Genomic DNA, 17,859 nt, shown 5'->3' with positions numbered 1-17,859 from the left:
ACCACAACGGGTAGTTCCCGCTTTCCGAGGTTTCGAAACCTTGTGTCATGTCGTACACAAGATCTTGAAATCACCGTGCGCTTTGCCCAGCTAGGGGCGAACGACACCTTAGGGAAGGGGAGATCATGGCAGGCAATAACGGCGGCCCCTGGGGCGGCGGCGGCGGATCCGGTCCGACGCCCCCCGGAAATGACGGTGGCGGGCGCAAGCCCGGCAACGGCGGTCGGGGAGACGGGTCCGGGATCCCGGATATCGACGACCTGGTGCGCAAGGGGCAGGATCAGTTGCGTGTCCTGATGGGCGGCCGCGGTGGCGGCCCCCGCAAGCCCTCGGGCGGTCCCTCCGGGGGCGGCCTGGGCGGCGGCCCGCTGTTCAGCCGCGGCACCATCGGCATCGGTGCGCTGCTGGTCGTGGCGCTGTGGCTTTTCGCGTCGGTCTACACCGTGCGCCCCGACGAAAAGTCGGTTGAGCTGTTCCTGGGCAAGTACCATGCGACCAAGGATCCGGGCCTGAACTTTGCGCCCTGGCCGCTGGTCACCCATGAGGTCATCGCCACCACCCGCGAACGCAATGTCGACATCGGCGTCGGCGGGCAGGGCTCTAACGCGGGTCTGATGCTGACCGGTGACGAGAACATCGTGGACATCGACTTCCAGGTGGTCTGGAACATCACCGATCCGGCGAAGTTCCTGTTCAACCTGCGCGATCCGCAGATGACCATCACCGCCGTCTCCGAATCCGCCATGCGCGAGATCATCGCCCAGTCCGATCTGGCGCCGATCCTGAACCGCGACCGTGGTCTGATCGCCAGCCGTCTGCGCGACCTGATCCAGTCCACGCTCGACAGCTACGACAGCGGCATGAGTGTCATCCGCGTCAACTTCGACAAGGCCGATCCGCCCAGCCAAGTGATAGATGCCTTCCGCGAGGTGCAGGCCGCCGAGCAGCAGCGCGAACGCCTGATCAACCAGGCCGATGCCTATGCCAACCGCGTCACCGCCGCCGCCCGCGGCGAGGCCGCCCAGGTCGTCCAGGAGGCCGAGGGCTACCGTGCCCAGGTCGTCAACGAGGCCGAGGGCGAGGCAAGCCGCTTCATCGCCGTGCTGAACGAATACCGCAAGGCCCCCGAAGTGACCCGCAAGCGCCTCTATATCGAGGCGATGGAAGACGTCATGGGAGAGGTCAACAAGGTGGTCATCGACAACAAGTCGGGCTCGGGCGTGGTGCCCTACCTGCCGTTGCCGCAGATCGCCCCGAACGCGGCCGCCCCGGCGCCCGCCGCCCCCGCCACCGCAACGACCGCCACCGGCGCGGCGAAGAACTGAGGAGGGTCCCGAGATGAAGAAATCAACCATCCTCATTCCCGTTGTCGTCGTGGTGCTCGCGCTGCTGTTCTCGTCCGTCTACATCGTGGACGAACGCCAGAAGGCGCTGGTGCTGCAGTTCGGTCGCGTGGTCGCCGTCAAGGAAGAGCCGGGTCTGAACTTCAAGCTGCCGCTGATCCAGGAGGTCGTGCGCTACGACGACCGCATCCTGTCGCGCGACATCGACCCGCTGGAAGTTACCCCGCTGGACGACCGCCGCCTGGTGGTCGATGCCTTCGCCCGCTACCGCATCGGCGATGTGCGCAAGTTCCGTCAGGCCAACGGCACCGCCGGTCTGACCGCGGCCGAGGCCCGGCTCGACTCCATCCTGCGCGCCCAGACGCGCGAGGTCCTGGGCTCCGTCACCTCGAACGAGATCCTGTCCTCGGACCGCGCCAAGCTGATGGCCCGCGTCAAGGATGCCGCCGTCGACGAGGCCAAGGGCCTGGGTCTGGACCTGATCGACGTGCGTCTCAAGCGCACCGACCTGCCGACCGAGAACCTGGATGCCACTTTCGCCCGGATGCGCGCCGAGCGTGAACGCGAGGCTGCCGACGAGATCGCCCGCGGCAACGAACGCGCGCAGGAGCTGCGCGCCGAGGCCGACCGCAAGAAGGTTGAGCTGGTCTCGGAGGCCAACCGCAAGGCCGAGATCATCCGCGGTGAGGCCGATGCGCGCCGCAACTCGGTCTATGCCAATGCCTTCGGCCAGGACGAGGAGTTCTTCGACTTCTACCGCTCGCTGAACGCCTATCGGAAGGCTTTCTCGGGCAGCACATCGACCATGGTCCTGTCTCCGGACAGCGAGTTCTTCACCTATCTGAAGTCCGACAACCCGACCGATGCGGTGCCCGCGCCCTTCGATCCGGCCGTGCTCGACCAGCCGATCCCGGGGGCGGACGAGGTTTCCAAGATGGACGAGAAGACCGGCGCCACCATCGGCGATCCGACCGATGCGCTTGAGGACACCCCGGCCGAGGACGATCTGCCCGCCGCCATGACCGGCGACGGCGCCGATCCCGACCTGGAAGATGACGCGGCACCGGCGACCCCGCCGGCGGCCACGTCGCAACCCACCCCGGCGCCCAGCCAGTAAGGCGTTCGAAATTGCCCCCTCGGGGGGATCCTTCGGGGCCGGCGGCAGCGTCGGCCCCGTTGCATTCGGGGGGTATGCCGGGCGTGCGGCGGTGCTTTGCCCGTGTTTCAGACATGTTTCAGCACAGGCCCGCCGGACGGGGCCCCGGCGACCGTTCCGCCTGCCGTGCGCGGGCGTGATCCCGCCGGTCGGAGCGGGCGGAAACCTGCTGCAAGCGTTGAAATTTTACCAAAAATCAGCAGTTTGTCCTCAGCCTGTCGAAAAGGCCCGGACCGCCCTGCGGTTGTGCCGGAATGCGGGGTTCTCTCACGTGGCGGTCACGTCCTCTTGACGCTGCGCGATAGGCTTTGTGTTGCGGGCGGTAGGGCCTACATTAGAACCAAGTTCAGTTCAGCCCGGGACCTGCGGTGCAGGGTTTCGGGGGCCAGGAACGGACATTTCAAAATGAAGGAGACAAGGGAATGATGAGACAGGCCTCGGCCCTGCGAATCCAGTCCCCGCAAGTCCTGCGGGCGTTCTGGATGGGCGTGATCGCGACCGTCATGCTGCTCGGTCAGACGATGGCGGCCCGCGCGCTGCCCGACAGCTTTGCCGATCTGGCCGACAAGGTCAGCCCCGCCGTGGTGATGATCACCACCTCGACCACCGTCACCACCAGCGACGACCAGATGCCGATGGTTCCGGAAGGGTCCCCCTTCGAGGACTTCTTCAAGGACTTCCAGAACCGCAACAACGACAAGGCCAAGCCGCATCGCAGCCAGGCGCTCGGCTCGGGCTTCGTGATCTCGGAAGACGGCTACATCGTCACCAACAACCACGTCATCGAAAACGCTGACTCGATCTCGATCGAATTCTACGACGGTCACAGCGAGGACGCCAAGCTGGTCGGCACCGACCCCAACACCGACATCGCCCTGCTGAAGGTCGAGGCCAAGCAGCCGCTGCCCTTCGTCACCTTCGGCGACAGCGACAAGGCCCGCGTCGGCGACTGGGTCATCGCCATGGGCAACCCGCTGGGCCAGGGCTTCTCGGTCACCTCGGGCATCGTCTCGGCGCGCAACCGGGCGCTTTCGGGCACCTATGACGACTACATCCAGACCGACGCCGCCATCAACCGCGGCAACTCGGGCGGCCCGCTGTTCAACCTCAACGGCGAGGTGATCGGCGTGAACACCGCGATCCTGTCGCCCAACGGCGGCTCGATCGGCATCGGCTTCTCGATGGCGTCGAACGTGGTTTCCAAGGTCGTCGACCAGCTGAAGAAATACGGCGAGACCCGCCGTGGCTGGCTGGGCGTGCGCATCCAGGACGTGACCAAGGACATGGCCGATGCCATGGGTCTGGCCTCGACCAACGGCGCGATGGTCACCGATGTTCCCGACGGCCCGGCGAAGGATGCCGGCATGCAGGCGGGCGACGTGATCACGAACTTCGACGGCAAGGATGTCACCGACACCCGCGAGCTGGTCCGTCAGGTCGGCAACACCGCCGTCGGCAAGGCCGTGCGCGTCACCGTCTGGCGCAATGGCAACACCGAGACGCTGAAGGTCACCCTGGGCCGTCGCGAGACCTCGGAAGCCGCCACCCCCGCTGCACAGCAGCAGGATGACCAGTCGACGCCCGAGTCTTCGGACCTGATGGGCATGAAGCTGAGCGCGCTGACCTCGGACATGAAGTCCGAGCTGGGTCTGGACGACGATGCCACGGGCCTTGCGGTCACCGACGTTGACGAGATGTCGGAAGCCTACACCAAGGGCATCCGCACCGGCGACGTGATCACCAGTGCCGGCCAGGAGAAGGTCGAGACGGTGGCGGATCTTCAGGCGCGCATCGACGACGCCAAGAAGGCCGGTCGCAAGTCCGTGCTGCTGCTGATCCGTCGCGGCTCGGACCCCCGCTTCGTGGCGCTGCCGCTGGATGGTGCCCCCGAGGGCGACAGCAAGTCCGATAGCAAGTGATCGCGACGATCATCCGGGATCTGCGGAAACGGGAACGGGGCGCCTTCGGGCGCCCCGTTTCGTTCGGGTCTGTGGTCTGGCCTGTGGTCCCGCTTGTGGCCCGGCCTGTCGTCGGGGCGCGCGGGTCAGGGGGGCGGCTGCAGCAGGGTGTCGAGCAGGGCAGAGATATCCTCGACCTGCTCGGCAATGACATGGGTGACCTCGTGGGCGCGCTGCAGCGGCCCGGTGACCCGCAGCATCCGCCCGGCGATCACCGCGCGGCGGAAGCGCTCGAAGATCTTGCGCCAGACGATGACGTTGACCACGCCGGTCTCGTCCTCCAGCGTCAGAAAGACGACGCCCTTGGCGGTGCCGGGGCGCTGGCGCAGGATCACCAGCCCGGCGACGCAGACCCGGGCGCCCTGGGGCGGCACTTCCAGCAGGCAGGCCGGCAGGGCCGAGGGCGGGCGCGGCCAGTCCCGCTGCCAGGGATCGGAAGAGGGGACAAGGGGGGGCTGCGGCATGGCGATCGGATCCCGGTCTGATCAAGGGGCGGGCATCGGGTGAAGGGGGTGTGAACATATATAGAACATTTGTGCCGGATCGCAAGCCCGTGCTGGCCCGTGCGGGGAAAAGGGCTGGAAGCGCTGCGCGGGCGGGGCTAGGAACGGCGGGAACTCAAGACAGCGACGAGGCACCAATGGCCAAGATCACCTATATCGAGCATGGCGGCACCGAACATGTCGTGGATGTGCCCAACGGTCTGACCGTGATGGAGGGGGCCCGTGACAACGGCATCCCCGGCATCGAAGCGGATTGCGGCGGCGCCTGCGCCTGCTCGACCTGCCATGTCTACGTGGCGCAGGAGTGGGTCGAGAAGCTGCCCGCCAAGGATGACATGGAAGAGGACATGCTGGATTTCGCCTATCAGCCCGATCCGGTGCGCTCGCGCCTGACCTGCCAGCTGAAGGTGACCGAGGCGCTGGACGGCCTGGTCGTGCAGATGCCCGAACGGCAGATCTGATCATGGCGGCGGGAGGGACAGGAGACTGTGCCGCCCGCCCGCCGGACCGGGCGCGGCGTCGGACCGCGCGCCGGTGGCAATGGCCCGTCCGCCGCGCGCTGCCATCCTGGCGCCCGTGGCGGGCGGGCCTTTGCGTCTGCCTGGCCCTGCTGCTGCCATCGGCGGTGTCGGCCGAGCCGCGGATCGAGGCGGCCCGGCTGATCCTGCCAACCGGGCGCTATCCCCACGGGGTGCTGGGCGATCGCATCGAACATGGCGGCATGGCGCTGCAGCTGTCGGACGGGCGGCAGCTGCGGATGATCCTGCCCGAGAGCCTGGTCTTCGAGGATACGGCACCGCGCCTGGCAGACCTGGACGGCGACGGAGCGCCCGAGGTGCTGGTGGTCGAAAGCTCTCTGAGCCGGGGCGCGCGGCTGGCGGTCTGGGATGCGCAGGGCCGGCGCAGCGCCACGGCCTTCATCGGCCAGCCCTGGCGCTGGCTGGCCCCCCTGGGTGCGGCGGATCTGGATGGCGACGGCCGGATCGAGATCGCCTATGTCGACCGGCCCCACCTGGTGAAGACCCTGCGCCTGCTGCGCTACGAGGACGGGGCGCTGACCCCGCTGGCCTCTGCGCCCGATGTCAGCAACCACCGCATCGGCTGGACCGAGATCGCCGGGGGGCTGCGGCTTTGTCCCGGGACCCCGCCCGAGATGATCCTGGCCGACGGCGACTGGCATCAGGTGCTGGCCCTGCGGCTGACGCCGCAGGGTGCGATCCTGCGCCGCGTGCTCGGGCCCTATGCGGGGCTCGACAGCCTGGCTTCGGCGCAGCGCTGCGACTGACCCCGGGCGCCGGATCAGGGGATCAGGAGGGGGATCAGGACATCGGGGCCGGCTGCGGCAGGGCCAGTCCGCGCGGCTTGGGGCCGCCCATGGTCCACAGGATGAAGGGCAGGGTGCCGATGGGAAAGGCCTCGGGCTGGCGGAACGGCCAGAACCGGTGGATCAGCAGGGCCGAGCCGAATTTCAGCGCCGCCAGCCCCGGCAGGCTGAGCAGCAGGCGCCAGAGATCATCATAGAGGGTCAGGAAGGCCAGGCCGGTCAGGATCAGCCCCACTGTCAGCCCGACCAGTCCCAGGGCAAACAGCGCCGAGCGCTTTGGGCCGCTCTCCTCCATCCGGTAGGTCAGCTCCGGCGACAGTTCGGCCAGGCGGGCGGCGGATTCGGAGACCAGGGACAGGAAGATCTGCAGGTTGGTGTCCGGCACGCCGCGACGGGACGGACACAGGATCTGCACGTTGCGCCGTTCGGCGCCGCTTTGCAGCCCGAAGCGCAGCATCCGCATCCGGGCGCCGCGCATCTGGATCAGCTGCACCCGGGTCACATCGGACAAGGCGATCTCGCCCTCGGGCCCGGTCAACCGGTCGCCGGACAGGATCCAGTCCTGGACCGGACGAAGCCGGGACGGCCGGAACGAGAAATGAACCGCGTCAGGCGGCTGGACAAAGCTCATGCCGCGGGAGCTTAAGCAAAAGCGCCGGCCAGACAAGGGCCATGCGTATCGTTTTCGGCGCCCGCGGTCATGTGGCCGGGCCCGCCGGGATCAGCCCCCGGGTGCGGCCCAACGCTGGTCAGTCCTTGCCCAGCACCCGCCAGCCGATGTCGCGGCGCAGGAAGCCTTCCGGCCAGTCGATGCCCTCCGCCAGGGCATAGGCGCGGTCGCGGGCCTCCTGCAGGGTCGCGCCGCGCGCGGTCAGGTTCAGCACGCGACCCCCGTTGGCCAGCACGCGTCCGCCATCGGCCTTCGTCCCGGCGTGGAAACAGATCTGCTGGGCGGTCTCGGGCAGGCTGTCGAGGCCACGGATCTCGGTGCCCTTCGCATAGGCGCCCGGATAGCCCTCGGCGGCCATCACCACGGTCATGGCGTGATCCTCGGCCCAGTTCACCTGCACCCCGGCCAGGCGGCCCTCGGCGGCGGCCAGCAGCAGGTCCAGCGCCTGCGCGCCAAGCCGCATCATCAGCACCTGGCATTCGGGATCGCCGAAGCGGCAGTTGTATTCCACCAGCCGCGCCTGGCCGTCCTTGATCATGAAGCCCGCGTACAGCACCCCCTGGTAGGGCGTGCCGCGCGTCTTCATCTCCGCAAGCGTCGGCAGGATGATCTCCTGCATGGCGCGCTCGGCGATGGCGTCCGACAGGACGGGGGCAGGGGAATAGGCGCCCATGCCGCCGGTGTTCGGACCCTCGTCGCCCTCGAAGACGCGCTTGTGGTCCTGGGCGGTGCCGATCGGCAGGGCGGTCTCGCCGTCGCAGAGGATGAAGTAGCTGGCTTCCTCACCCTCCATGAATTCCTCGATCACCACCTCGGCACCGGCACTGCCGAATTCGCCGCCGAACATGTCGTCGATGGCGGCCAGCGCCGTCTCGACATCCATCGCCACGATGACGCCCTTGCCGGCGGCCAGGCCATCGGCCTTCACCACGATCGGTGCGCCCTGGGCCTCGATATAGGCCTTTGCGGCGGCGGCCTCGTCGAAGCGCGCATACCCGGCGGTCGGCGCCCCGGCGGCATCGCAGATCTCCTTGGTGAACCCCTTGGAGGCTTCCAGCCGCGCGGCCGCCTTCGAGGGGCCGAAGCAGGACACGCCCGCCTCGCGCAGCGCATCCGCCACGCCTGCTGCCAGCGGCGCCTCGGGGCCGATGATCACGAAGTCGATGGCATTCTCCTCGACGAAGGCCACGACGGCGGCGCCGTCCTCGACATCCAGCGCCGCGCATTCCGCGATGGCGGCGATCCCGGCATTCCCGGGCGCGACGATCAGCTTGTCGCATTTCGGGTTCTGCTTTGCCGCCCAGGCCAGCGCGTGTTCGCGGCCACCGCCGCCGAGGATGAGAATGTTCATGCAGGGCCTCCTGAGGTTTGCGGCGGTTTACCCGGGCGCCGCCTGCGGGGCAAGCGTGCCATCCCGCTCCGGCTCCCTCATCTGGCCGAAAATATCCCGGGGGAATCTCCGCAGGAGATGGGGGCAGCGCCCCCCGCCCCGTCCGACCCTCTGGAGCCCCGCCGCCCGACCCGTTACAGTTCCCCCGAACCACCCAGGAGCCCCGCTTTGGATCTTTTCGAGGACGCCACCCCCGACAATGCCCCCGAATTCACGGTGTCCGAGATCTCGGGCGCCCTGAAACGCATGATCGAGGGCGAGTTTTCCCATGTCCGCATCCGGGGAGAGATCGGGCGCGTTTCCTTCCCGCGCTCGGGCCATGTCTACCTCGATCTGAAGGACGACCGCTCGGTGATTTCGGCGGTGATCTGGAAAGGCGTCGCCTCCCGCCTGGAAACCGCCCCCGAAGAGGGGCTCGAGGTCGTCGCGACGGGCCGCCTCACCACCTTCCCCGGCCAGTCGAAATACCAGATGGTGATCGAGGACATGGCCCCCGCCGGCATGGGCGCGCTGATGGCGATGCTGGAAAAGCGCCGCGCCATGCTCCAGGCCGAGGGGCTCTTCGATCCCGCCCGCAAGAAGCCGCTGCCCTTCCTGCCCGAGGTGATCGGCGTCGTCACCTCGCCCTCCGGGGCGGTGATCCGCGACATCCTGCACCGGCTGCGTGATCGCTTCCCCCGCAAGGTGCTGATCTGGCCCGCCGCCGTGCAGGGCAAGAACTGCGCCCCCGAGGTCGCGCGCGGCATCGCCGGCTTCAACCGCATGACCCCGGGCGGTGCGCTGCCGCGCCCGGACCTGATCATCGTGGCACGCGGCGGCGGCTCCCTCGAAGACCTCTGGGGCTTCAACGAGGAAATCGTGGTGCGCGCCGCCGCCGCCTCGGAGATCCCGCTGATCTCCGCCGTCGGCCACGAGACCGACACGACGCTGATCGACCATGCCGCGGATCGCCGCGCGCCGACGCCCACCGCTGCCGCCGAACTGGCGGTGCCGGTGCGTGCCGACCTGCTGGCCTGGACCGCCGAACAGGGCGCCCGGCTGACGCGTGCGCAGATGCAGGCCCTCGATGCCCGCAAGCGTATCCTGCGCGACCTCTCCCGCGCCCTGCCGCGTCCCGAAACCCTGACGGAAACCCAGTCCCAGCGGCTCGACTACCTTGGTCAGCGGCTCGGCAGCGGGCTGAGCGGGCTGGTGCAGCGGCGCAAGGTGGCGCTCTCGGAAGCCGGCGGCGCGTTGCGCCCCACGGTGCTGAGCAACCGGATCACCCGGGAGCGGCGCGACCTCGAGGCGCTTTCGAACCGTCTTGCCCCGGCGCTGGCCCGTGCCGTCGCTGTCAAGCAGGAGCGGCTTCAGACCCGCGCAGACCGTCTCAGCCCGGTGCGCATCTCGGAGCGGCTGGCGCGCGGCCAGGGCGATTTCGACCGGCTGACCCGGACGCTGCTGCGCCTTGGCACCCAGGACCTGAAGGCGAAACGCGACCGGCTGGAGGCGCTGGAACGGCTGCGCTATTCCGTCGGCTACGAGGCGACGCTGGAGCGCGGCTATGCGGTGGTGCGCGACGAGGCCGGCCATGTGCTGCGCAGCCGCGAAGAGGCCGCCCGTGCCGGTGCGCTGGAGATCGAGTTCGCCGATGGCCGCTTCAGCCTGACGGGCGGCGATGTCCCGCCCGTGCCGCCCTCGGGGACGCCGCCGCGCAAGGCGCCGCGCCGCAAGGAGGATCCGCCCGCCCCCGAGCAGGGCTCGCTGTTCTGATCATCCCGCCTCAGACCCCGACTTCGGGGCCTTCGCAGGTCATCGGCTCGGGGCTGCTCTGGATCTCGTAGAGCGGGCTGGTGCCGCCTTCGCTGGGGCCCTGGAACTGTGCGGTCAGGCCGGTGGCGCCCAGCCGGAAGCGCCAGCACTGCGGATCGGGATGTTCGTCATAGACGAAGCAGATGTTGCCCTGGTCCTCGTACCAGCGTCCCTCCTGGCAATGGCCGTCCAGAAAGGACCAGATCACCCGGCGGTCGGAGAAATATTCCTCGGCGCCGTAGGGCTGTCCGCCGGCGCCGTAATAGAAGGTCTTGCCCCGGGAATAGCTGTCGAATTCCGCGCCGCTCAGACTGTCCTGGGCGCTGGCCGCGATGGGCAGAAGGGCGGCCATCAAAAGCCAGGGCAGGGGACGGTGCAGGCGGGACATCTTGCGCATGACCCGAGAGTGGCAGAGCCAGGGCCTTCCGCAAAGCTCATTCCGGAAGGCTTCGGGCCGGGGGCGGCGGACTGCGTAAAGTTGCGCCACGCCCGCGCGGATCGCGCCAGTGCTCCAGCAGGGGGGCCATCGCCCGCCGCCAGGGCCCCGGAAACAGCGCCAGTCCTGGCAGCAGCCAAGGCGCGCGTCGCGCGGCCACGGGGGGCACCGGCAGGACCTGGTCCAGCAGTCCCGGCAGCACGATCAGCCAGGCCAGTGCCGCCCAGCCCCAGGACCCGCCCGACAGGCAGGCCATCAGCAGCAGCGGCACCGGAACAAGCGAGGCGAGGGCGAATCGTGTCATGCGGGCATTCTGGCCACGATTGGTTGACGAGGCACCGACGGCGCTCTCCCGCAGGGTCAGAAAGGGCAGAGGCCCTTCCATCGGCGGGTCTTTGCGATTACCTCTGCCGCAATCGCGAAGGGAGAAGGCATGGCCCTGTTTTCGAAACTGAAGGAACGTCTGTTCAAGTCCTCCAGCAAGCTGGAACAGGGGCTGGACGCCATCGTGGAGGAGGGCGGCAGCGCCGATACCCCCGCCGAGCTGCCCCCGCCGGCGCCCGAGCAGCCTGACCCCACGCCGCAGGAACTGCCGCAGCCTGTCGATCCTGCCCCCGCGCCGGAACCGCAGGAGCTGCCGCAGCCCGCGCCGGAACCGCGTCCCGAACCCGCCCCGGCCCCGCAGCCGGCGCCCGAACCGGCCCCTGCACCGCGCCCGGAACCGGCGCCTGCACCGCGCCCGGAGCCGACGCCCGAGCCCGGGAAACCGGCTCAGGGTGGCCTGATGGGCCGTCTTTTCAAACGCGAGGGCGCCCAGCCCGTCGTGCGCCGGGCGCTGGATGACGAGATGCTGGAACAGCTCGAAGAGCTGCTGATCACCTCGGACATGGGGGTGGACACGGCGCTGCGGGTGACCGCGAACATGGCCGAGGGACGCTACGGCCAGCGCCTCTCGGTCGAGGAGATCAAGCGCCTGCTCTCGCAGGAGATCGCCCGGATCATGGAGCCCGTCGCGCGCCCCATGCCGATATATCCGAAAAAGCCTCAGGTGGTGCTGGTGGTGGGCGTCAACGGCGCGGGCAAGACCACCACCATCGGCAAGCTGGCCTCGCAGTTCCGCGCCGCCGGCAAGAAGGTGGTGATCGCCGCAGGGGACACCTTCCGCGCCGCTGCCGTCGAGCAGCTCGAGATCTGGGGCAACCGCGCCGGTGTGCCGGTGATGAAGGCCGCGCAGGGCAGCGACCCGGCCAGCCTGGCCTTCGACGCCATGACCCGCGCCGAGGCCGAGGGCGCCGATCTGCTGCTGATCGACACCGCCGGACGGCTTCAGAACCGCCAGGACCTGATGGAGGAACTGGCCAAGATCGTCCGGGTGATCCGCAAGAAGGATCCCTCTGCGCCGCACAACACCCTGCTGGTGCTGGATGCGACCACTGGCCAGAACGCCCTGAACCAGGTCGAGACCTTCCGCAATCTGGCCGATGTCTCGGGTCTGGTGATGACCAAGCTGGACGGCACGGCGCGCGGCGGCGTGCTGGTGGCGCTGGCCGACAAGTTCGGCCTGCCGATCCACGCCATCGGCGTGGGCGAGCAGATCGACGATCTGGCCCCCTTCGATCCGGAGGATTTCGCCCGCGCGCTGACCGGCCTGGACCAGTAGGCCTTCGCGGGAACATCCGAAGCGGGCGGTCCTTCCGGGGGCCGCCCGTTTTCGTTGCGCAGATCCGCAACGGCGCCTCCCGGCGGCGCGGACTTGCGGCAGGGCCGGGGCTGCTTCAAAGAATGGCCTGACGTTCCGGCGCGGCTTGCGGCGCCCCAGCACAAGGCCCCGACGCATGATCCGACCCGCCCCGCTTTCCCGCCCCGACCCTTGCACCCGGGGGGGCGCGGCATGAGCGACTGGATCACCTCGATCGAGGGCACGGCTGCGGGCCATCACGCCGCCATGATGCTGGCCCTGGGGGCCGCGCTGCTTCACGCGATCTTCGGTTCGCTTCAGAAGGGGCGGCTGGATCCCTGGACCTCGCGGGCGGTGATCGACATCTTCATTGTCCTGCTGGCCCTGCCGCTGGCGCTGTTCGCGGTGCCCTGGCCCGACACCGGGACCCACTGGCTGCTGATCCTGGGCGCGGTGCCGATCCACTTCGTCTACAAGGTCTTCATGGCCAGCGCCTATGCGCGCGGCGCCTATACCGTGGTCTACCCGGTGGTGCGCGGCACCGGCCCCGCCTTCACCGTGCTGGGCGCCTGGGTGATCTTCGCAGAGGCCTTCACGCCGGTGCAGTGGCTGGGCGTGGCGGTGCTGCTGTCGGGGATCTTCGGCCTCGCGCTTTACAACTACCGCCACATCACCGTGGCGCGCGAGACGCTGGTCTCGGCCTTGTCATTCGCGGTGATGACCGGCTGCATGGTAGCCATCTACACGACCTATGATGCCTATGCGATCCGGGCGCTTCCGGATCCCTTCACCTTCCTCGCGTGGTTCTTCGTGCTGACCGGCCTCGACTTTCCCCTGCTGCTGGCCTTCCGCTGGAAGGGCGTCACGATACGGCCCACCCTGCGCGACCTGTTGCAGAACGGGCTTCTGGGGGCGGTGATCGCCTTCGGCTCCTTCGGCTTCGTGATGCTGGCCACCCGCCTCGACAAGGTGGGCGAGGCCGCCGTCCTGCGCGAGACCTCGACCGTTTTCGCGGCGGCCATCGGCTGGATCGTGCTCCGCGAAGCCACAGGTCCGCGTCGGATTGCCCTGATGACGTTGATCGCGCTTGGCGCCGTGATAGTAGAGTTGGGCGGATGACAAAGGAGCCCGACGTGGCAGAAGCAAGGAAGATCAGCCCGGCCGTCAAGCTTGGCCTGGAACTGGGGCCGGTGGTGGCCTTCTTCGTGGCCTACCTGAAGCTGAAGGGAAAGACCTTCACCATCGGGGGCACCGATTACGACGGCTTCATCCTGGTGACCGCCTGCTTCATCCCGCTTCTGCTGATCTGCACCGGCATCCTGTGGAAGCTGACGGGCAAGCTCTCGAAGATGCAGATCATGACCGCCGTGCTGGTGGTGGTCTTCGGCGGCCTGTCGGTCTGGCTGAACGACGAGCGCTTCTTCAAGATGAAGCCGACGCTGATCTACCTGATCTTCGGCGGGCTGCTGGGCATCGGGCTGCTGCGCGGCCAGAGCTGGCTGAAGCTGGTGATGGAAGAGGCCCTGCCGATCCAGCACGAGGGCTGGATGATCCTGACCCGGAGGCTGTGCTTCTTCTTCCTGGGACTGGCGGTGCTGAACGAGGTGATCTGGCGCACCCAGTCCACGGAAACCTGGGTCTATTTCAAGACCTTCGGCCTGACGGCGGCGATCTTCCTGTTCTTCATCACGCAGAACAAGGTGTTCCGCGACTACGGCATCGAAGAGGATAAGGACGCTCCGGTCGAAAAATGAGCGGGTCAGCCATGCACTGGGTGCATGGCTTTCCTCCTGCGGGCGTTCCCCTCTGGCATCTTCCGCCCTGATCCTATCCAATCCTCTATGTGAAATCCCGGAATCCGAGTCGCTGCATCGCAGCACGAGAGCCCTTCTCTGATGGCATGGCAGATGGCGCATTCCGGGGCATTGGAGGATCGAAAATCATGACGACACGTATAGCCAATCAAAAGCTACGTGAACGTGTTATGTCCGCGGAGGAGGCGGCTGCCCTGATTTCCAACGGGCAGACCATCGGGATGAGCGGGTTCACCGGCTCTGGCTATCCGAAGGCCGTTCCGCAGGCGCTGGCCAAGCGCATCGAGGGGGAACATGCCCAGGGCAATCCCTTCCGGGTGAAGATCTGGTCCGGCGCCTCGACGGGGCCCGAGCTGGACGGGGCGCTGGCCCGTGCCGACGGGATCGAGTTCCGTCTGCCCTACAACTCGGACCCCATCGCGCGCGCCAAGATCAATGCCGGCGAGATGGAATATTTCGACATGCACCTGAGCCAGGTCGCGCCGATGGCGTGGCAGGGCTTCCTGGGCAAGATGGATGTCGCGGTCGTCGAGATTTCCGGCATCACGGCAGAGGGCAAGCTGATCCCCTCGGCCTCGGTCGGCAACAACAAGACCTGGCTGGAGATGGCCGACAAGGTCATCCTGGAGGTGAACTCCTGGCAGAGCGAATACCTGAACGGGATGCATGACATCTACTACGGGACCGCGCTGCCGCCGAACCGGGTGCCAATCCCGCTGATCCGTCCCGATGACCGCATCGGCCAGCTGCATTTCGACATCGACCCCGACAAGGTCATTGCCGTGGTCGAGACCGACGCCCCCGACCGCAACGCCCCCTTCAGCCCGCCCGATGCGGTGGCCGAGGCGATTGCCGGCAATATCCTCGACTTCCTGGAGTGGGAGGCCCGGCGCGCCGGGCTGCCGAAATCCCTGCTGCCGATCCAGTCCGGCGTGGGCAACGTGCCGAACGCCGTGATGGCCGGGCTGATCAAGGCCCCGTTCGAGCAGATGACCGCCTTTACCGAGGTGATCCAGGACGGGATGCTGGACATGATCGAGGCCGGCACGCTGCGCATGGCCTCGGCCACGGCGTTCTCGCTGTCCTCGGACAAGGCGGAGTATTTCAACGCCAATGCCGCCTTCTTCCGCGACAAGCTGATCCTGCGTCCGCAGGAGATCTCGAACCACCCGGAGCTGGTGCGCCGCCTTGGCTGCATCGCCATGAACGGGCTGATCGAGGCCGATATCTTCGGTTCCGTGAACTCGACCAAGATCATGGGGTCGAAGGTGCAGAACGGCATCGGTGGCTCGGGCGATTTCGCGCGCAACGGCTACCTGTCGATCTTCGTCACGCCCTCTGTGGCCAAGGGCGGGGCGATTTCGGCGATCGTGCCGAAGGTGGCCCATGTGGACCACATTCCCCAGGACGTGCAGGTGATCGTGACCGAACAGGGGCTGGCGGATCTGCGCGGCCTCTCGCCGCGCCAGCGCGCCGACCTGATCATCGAGAAATGCGCGCATCCGGATTACCGTCCGGCGCTGCGGGACTACTACCAGCGGGCGCAGCAATCCTCTTACGGGAAGCATGCGCCGGTGCTGCTGGACGAGGCGCTGAGCTGGCACGACCGTTTCGTGAAGACCGGGACGATGCACGGGTAATCGGGGCGGATGAGAGGGGAAGGGGGCTCTGCCCCCGTCTCCTGACGGAGACTCCCCCGGGATATTTCCGGCCAGATGAGGAGAGCCCCGCGCACCGGAGAGGGTGCGCGGGGTTTTGAGTCAGCGCCAGCCGAGGGCCGGGGCGACGTGGGTCAGGATGCTTTCGAGGGCATGGGTGTTGTAAGCGACGCCCAGCGAGTTCGGGATCGTCAGCAGCAGGGTGTCGGCCTCGGCGATGGCCTCGTCCTTCTTCAGCTGTTCGATCAGGCGATCGGGTTCGTCGGCATAGGAACGGCCGAAGATCGAACGCTGTTCCTCGATGAAGCCGACGCTGTCCTGCTCCTTGCCGCCATTGCCGAAATACATCCGGTCGAGGTCATTGGTGATCGCGAAGATCGAGCGGCTGACCGAGACGCGCGGCTTGCGGCTGTGGCCGGCGGATTTCCAGGCCTCGCGGTAGGCGCGGATCTGGGCGGCCTGCTGTACGTGGAAGGGTTCGCCGGTTTCGTCGTCCTTGAGGGTCGAGCTTTGCAGGTTCATGCCGAGATAGGCCGCCCATTCGGCGGTCTTGTTGGAGCCCGCGCCCCACCAGATGCGATCCTTGAGCCCTTCCGAGAAGGGTTCGAGGCGCAGCTTGCCGGGCGGGTTGGGGAACATCGGGCGGGGATTGGGCTGGGCGAAACCGTCGCCTTCCAGCATCTGCAGGAAGACCTGGGTGTGGCGGCGGGCCATGTCGGCGTCGGTTTCATCCTCGGCGGGCTGGTAGCCGAAGTATTTCCAGCCGTCGATCACCTGTTCGGGGCTGCCGCGCGAGAGGCCCAGCTGCAGGCGGCCCTGGCTGATCAGGTCGGCGGCGCCGGCGTCCTCGGCCATGTAGAGCGGGTTCTCGTAGCGCATGTCGATGACGCCGGTGCCGATCTCGATCTTTTTCGTGCGCGCGCCGATGGCGGCGAGCAGGGGGAAGGGCGAGGAATGCTGGCGGGCGAAGTGGTGGACGCGGAAATAGGCGCCGTCGAGCCCGAGATCTTCGGCGGCGACCGCGATTTCGATGGCCTGGAGCAGCGCGTCGCCGGCGCTGCGGGTGGCGGAGCCCTGCTGGGCCGACCAGTGGCCGAAGGACAGGAAGCCGATGCTTTTCATGTCATGTCTCCTTCCGGGCGGGGGGCGCGGAAGAGCCGCGCCCGGACTCCGTGCCGGTTTGACCCCCACCTAGTCACTCCGGGGGCTGTGCGGCAATGGGGGGCGCTGTTTGGCAGGGCGCAGGCGATGTGCCCTGATGCAGAGGCCCCGGGGGAGGGGGGGGCGCTGCCCCCGTCTCCTGCGGAGACTCCCCCCGGGATATTTCGGGCCAGATGAGGGAGCCGGTCAGCCCTTCTGGCCGAAGAGGATCTTCTGCTCTTCCCGGCTTTGGGTGGCATTGCGGTTCTCGGCGGCCAGGGCCTTGCCCTTCTGTACCGCCGGGCGCGCGCCCACCAGATCGAGCCAGCGGCGCAGGTGCGGTTTGTCCGAGATGTCCTGCTGCTGGCCTTCCCAGAGGCAGGCCCAGGGCCAGATTGCCATGTCGGCGATCGAGTAGAAATCGCCGGCTACGTATTCGTGCGTGGCCAGCTGGGTGTCGAGGACGCGGTGCAGGCGGCCGACCTCGGTGCGGTAGCGGTCCTTGGCGTAGGGCAGGTCCTGGGGCGGCTCCATGGCGGGGGCGTATTTCAGGAAGTGGTGCGCCTGGCCCGCCATCGGGCCGAGCCCGCCCATCTGCCACATCAGCCACTGGTCCACCGCCACGCGGTCGCGCTGCGTGGGACCGCAGAACTGACCGGTCTTGCGGGCAAGGTATTGCAGGATCGCGCCGCTTTCGAAGATCGAGATCGGTGCGCCGTCGGGCCCCTCGGGGTCGATGATCGCCGGCATCCGGTTGTTCGGCGAGATCTTCAGGAAGGCGGGGTCGAATTGTTCGCCCTTGCCGATGTTCACCAGGTTGACGTTGTAGGGCAGGCCCATTTCCTCCAGCGCGATGGAGATCTTCCATCCGTTGGGGGTGGGCCAGTAGTAAAGCTCGATCGGGGCGGTCATGGGGATCCTCCTGTGTCTGCCCATCATGATGGCGGTTCGGGGCGGGCTGGCAAGGGGGCGCGCGCCTGCCGCACGGCCATGTGCCT

Annotated in this window: 17 protein-coding genes; 10 read left to right on the top strand and 7 right to left on the bottom strand. The window is 67.8% G+C overall.

The features are described from left to right. The first annotated feature begins 125 nt into the window (after window positions 1-125). The 3 genes from hflK to KM176_RS17150 all read left to right on the top strand — a co-directional run bounded on the left by hflK (window position 126) and on the right by KM176_RS17150 (window position 4,418). A complete protein-coding gene (hflK, locus tag KM176_RS17160; protein ID WP_160895112.1) occupies window positions 126-1,325 on the top strand; it encodes an FtsH protease activity modulator HflK in 1,200 nt (399 codons plus the stop codon). A gap of 13 nt (window positions 1,326-1,338) precedes the next feature. Beyond that, window positions 1,339-2,460 carry a protease modulator HflC gene (gene hflC / locus KM176_RS17155; RefSeq protein ID WP_160895113.1) on the top strand — a complete coding sequence of 374 codons (1,122 nt, stop codon included), beginning with the start codon at window positions 1,339-1,341 and terminating at the stop codon, window positions 2,458-2,460. A 461-nt stretch (window positions 2,461-2,921) separates the two neighbouring features. After that, the gene (locus KM176_RS17150) at window positions 2,922-4,418 is read left to right on the top strand and encodes a DegQ family serine endoprotease (RefSeq protein WP_160895114.1); all 1,497 of its coding nucleotides are present in this window, start codon (window positions 2,922-2,924) and stop codon (window positions 4,416-4,418) included. A gap of 125 nt (window positions 4,419-4,543) precedes the next feature. On the opposite strand, the gene KM176_RS17145 is transcribed toward KM176_RS17150, so the two are convergent. Further along, complete coding sequence (locus tag KM176_RS17145) at window positions 4,544-4,921, bottom strand: OB-fold nucleic acid binding domain-containing protein (protein WP_160895115.1); 378 nt, start codon at window positions 4,919-4,921, stop codon at window positions 4,544-4,546. Window positions 4,922-5,097: 176 nt separating this feature from the next. On the opposite strand from KM176_RS17145, the gene KM176_RS17140 reads away from it, so the two are divergent. Together KM176_RS17140 and KM176_RS17135 are read left to right on the top strand one after the other, a co-directional pair. Beyond that, window positions 5,098-5,421, top strand: a complete 324-nt coding sequence (locus KM176_RS17140) for a 2Fe-2S iron-sulfur cluster-binding protein (RefSeq protein WP_160895116.1) — start codon at window positions 5,098-5,100, stop codon at window positions 5,419-5,421. 164 nt (window positions 5,422-5,585) lie between these two features. Further along, the gene (locus KM176_RS17135) at window positions 5,586-6,245 is read left to right on the top strand and encodes an FG-GAP repeat domain-containing protein (protein WP_311136169.1); all 660 of its coding nucleotides are present in this window, start codon (window positions 5,586-5,588) and stop codon (window positions 6,243-6,245) included. Window positions 6,246-6,279: 34 nt separating this feature from the next. Here KM176_RS17135 and KM176_RS17130 read toward each other — a convergent pair whose 3' ends face one another. Both KM176_RS17130 and purD read right to left on the bottom strand, forming a co-directional pair. Further along, entirely contained in the window at window positions 6,280-6,795 is a 516-nt protein-coding gene (locus KM176_RS17130) for a hypothetical protein (protein WP_160895118.1), read from the bottom strand. Between the two features lie 238 nt (window positions 6,796-7,033). Then, window positions 7,034-8,305, bottom strand: a complete 1,272-nt coding sequence (gene purD / locus KM176_RS17125; protein ID WP_160895119.1) for a phosphoribosylamine--glycine ligase — start codon at window positions 8,303-8,305, stop codon at window positions 7,034-7,036. 207 nt (window positions 8,306-8,512) lie between these two features. Between purD and xseA the strand changes: the two genes are divergently transcribed. After that, window positions 8,513-10,096: an exodeoxyribonuclease VII large subunit gene (gene xseA / locus KM176_RS17120; protein WP_160895120.1), complete on the top strand. Its 1,584-nt coding sequence runs from the start codon at window positions 8,513-8,515 to the stop codon at window positions 10,094-10,096. A gap of 10 nt (window positions 10,097-10,106) precedes the next feature. Here xseA and KM176_RS17115 read toward each other — a convergent pair whose 3' ends face one another. Beyond that, the gene (locus KM176_RS17115; protein ID WP_236045351.1) at window positions 10,107-10,523 is read right to left on the bottom strand and encodes a hypothetical protein; all 417 of its coding nucleotides are present in this window, start codon (window positions 10,521-10,523) and stop codon (window positions 10,107-10,109) included. A 46-nt stretch (window positions 10,524-10,569) separates the two neighbouring features. Then, window positions 10,570-10,875 carry a hypothetical protein gene (locus tag KM176_RS17110; RefSeq protein ID WP_160895121.1) on the bottom strand — a complete coding sequence of 102 codons (306 nt, stop codon included), beginning with the start codon at window positions 10,873-10,875 and terminating at the stop codon, window positions 10,570-10,572. Between the two features lie 129 nt (window positions 10,876-11,004). Between KM176_RS17110 and ftsY the strand changes: the two genes are divergently transcribed. The 4 genes from ftsY (at window position 11,005) to KM176_RS17090 (ending at window position 15,703) form a co-directional block, all read left to right on the top strand. Continuing rightward, a complete protein-coding gene (ftsY, locus tag KM176_RS17105; protein WP_160895122.1) occupies window positions 11,005-12,231 on the top strand; it encodes a signal recognition particle-docking protein FtsY in 1,227 nt (408 codons plus the stop codon). A 231-nt stretch (window positions 12,232-12,462) separates the two neighbouring features. Next, entirely contained in the window at window positions 12,463-13,368 is a 906-nt protein-coding gene (locus KM176_RS17100; RefSeq protein ID WP_160895123.1) for a DMT family transporter, read from the top strand. After that, window positions 13,365-14,003: an inner membrane-spanning protein YciB gene (locus KM176_RS17095; RefSeq protein WP_160895124.1), complete on the top strand. Its 639-nt coding sequence runs from the start codon at window positions 13,365-13,367 to the stop codon at window positions 14,001-14,003. Before KM176_RS17100 ends, KM176_RS17095 begins: the two co-directional genes overlap by 4 nt. Before the next feature lie 188 nt (window positions 14,004-14,191). Beyond that, window positions 14,192-15,703, top strand: coding sequence for an acetyl-CoA hydrolase/transferase family protein (locus tag KM176_RS17090; protein ID WP_202397868.1), 1,512 nt, complete (start codon window positions 14,192-14,194; stop codon window positions 15,701-15,703). 120 nt (window positions 15,704-15,823) lie between these two features. On the opposite strand, the gene KM176_RS17085 is transcribed toward KM176_RS17090, so the two are convergent. Both KM176_RS17085 and KM176_RS17080 read right to left on the bottom strand, forming a co-directional pair. Further along, window positions 15,824-16,843: an LLM class flavin-dependent oxidoreductase gene (locus KM176_RS17085; RefSeq protein ID WP_215558801.1), complete on the bottom strand. Its 1,020-nt coding sequence runs from the start codon at window positions 16,841-16,843 to the stop codon at window positions 15,824-15,826. 225 nt (window positions 16,844-17,068) lie between these two features. After that, entirely contained in the window at window positions 17,069-17,773 is a 705-nt protein-coding gene (locus tag KM176_RS17080; protein WP_160895125.1) for a glutathione S-transferase N-terminal domain-containing protein, read from the bottom strand. Window positions 17,774-17,859: the final 86 nt, after the last annotated feature.

Source organism: Pseudooceanicola endophyticus (genome assembly GCF_018760365.1).
Classification (GTDB): Bacteria; Pseudomonadota; Alphaproteobacteria; order Rhodobacterales; family Rhodobacteraceae; genus Pseudooceanicola; species Pseudooceanicola endophyticus.
This window is presented reverse-complemented; position numbering and strand designations above follow the sequence as displayed.

Coding starts and splice junctions, on each gene's coding strand:
- KM176_RS17090 (WP_202397868.1), top strand. CDS start 14,192: ATGACGACACGTATAGCCAATCAAAAGCTACGTGAACGTGTTATGTCC.
- KM176_RS17150 (WP_160895114.1), top strand. CDS start 2,922: ATGATGAGACAGGCCTCGGCCCTGCGAATCCAGTCCCCGCAAGTCCTG.
- hflC (WP_160895113.1), top strand. CDS start 1,339: ATGAAGAAATCAACCATCCTCATTCCCGTTGTCGTCGTGGTGCTCGCG.
- hflK (WP_160895112.1), top strand. CDS start 126: ATGGCAGGCAATAACGGCGGCCCCTGGGGCGGCGGCGGCGGATCCGGT.
- KM176_RS17145 (WP_160895115.1), bottom strand. CDS start 4,921: ATGCCGCAGCCCCCCCTTGTCCCCTCTTCCGATCCCTGGCAGCGGGAC.
- KM176_RS17085 (WP_215558801.1), bottom strand. CDS start 16,843: ATGAAAAGCATCGGCTTCCTGTCCTTCGGCCACTGGTCGGCCCAGCAG.
- KM176_RS17080 (WP_160895125.1), bottom strand. CDS start 17,773: ATGACCGCCCCGATCGAGCTTTACTACTGGCCCACCCCCAACGGATGG.
- KM176_RS17140 (WP_160895116.1), top strand. CDS start 5,098: ATGGCCAAGATCACCTATATCGAGCATGGCGGCACCGAACATGTCGTG.
- KM176_RS17100 (WP_160895123.1), top strand. CDS start 12,463: ATGAGCGACTGGATCACCTCGATCGAGGGCACGGCTGCGGGCCATCAC.
- ftsY (WP_160895122.1), top strand. CDS start 11,005: ATGGCCCTGTTTTCGAAACTGAAGGAACGTCTGTTCAAGTCCTCCAGC.
- KM176_RS17115 (WP_236045351.1), bottom strand. CDS start 10,523: ATGTCCCGCCTGCACCGTCCCCTGCCCTGGCTTTTGATGGCCGCCCTT.
- KM176_RS17110 (WP_160895121.1), bottom strand. CDS start 10,875: ATGACACGATTCGCCCTCGCCTCGCTTGTTCCGGTGCCGCTGCTGCTG.
- KM176_RS17095 (WP_160895124.1), top strand. CDS start 13,365: ATGACAAAGGAGCCCGACGTGGCAGAAGCAAGGAAGATCAGCCCGGCC.
- purD (WP_160895119.1), bottom strand. CDS start 8,305: ATGAACATTCTCATCCTCGGCGGCGGTGGCCGCGAACACGCGCTGGCC.